The organism is Mesorhizobium sp. M00.F.Ca.ET.216.01.1.1, from assembly GCF_004010325.2.
Taxonomy (GTDB): domain Bacteria; phylum Pseudomonadota; class Alphaproteobacteria; order Rhizobiales; family Rhizobiaceae; genus Mesorhizobium.
The window spans coordinates 1-278 of the sequence record NZ_SADR02000667.1 but is presented as its reverse complement, the minus strand read 5'-3'; the positions used below and the strand labels follow the sequence as shown (position 1 = coordinate 278).

The 278-nt window shown below is 69.1% G+C and carries 1 protein-coding gene; it reads right to left on the bottom strand.

Annotated elements, in window-relative coordinates; all coding sequences use genetic code 11:
* Nucleotides 1-278, bottom strand: a 278-nt coding sequence (locus EN859_RS37865) for an FAD-binding oxidoreductase (RefSeq protein WP_135913787.1), incomplete at both ends; no start/stop codon positions are given.

The window sequence follows — 278 nt, the reverse complement described above, 5'->3', positions numbered from 1 at the left end:
CGACTTCGAGGCCGGGCACCAGATCTTGCATCATCCCGTAGCGGAACGCTTGGCTGCCGCCGGCATTGGTGCCGATCAGGCCGCCGATCCTGGCGCTGCCTTCGGCGCCGAGATGCATCGGAAACATCAGGCCGTGCGGCTCCAGCGCCTCGTGCAGGGAGGAAAGCACGACGCCGGCTTCGACCGCGACCGAGCCGCTTTCCGGGTCCGGTTGGCCGATCGCCGTCATGCGGGACAGCGAGACGATCACCGCGTTCGGCTGATCGGCGACGGCGCCG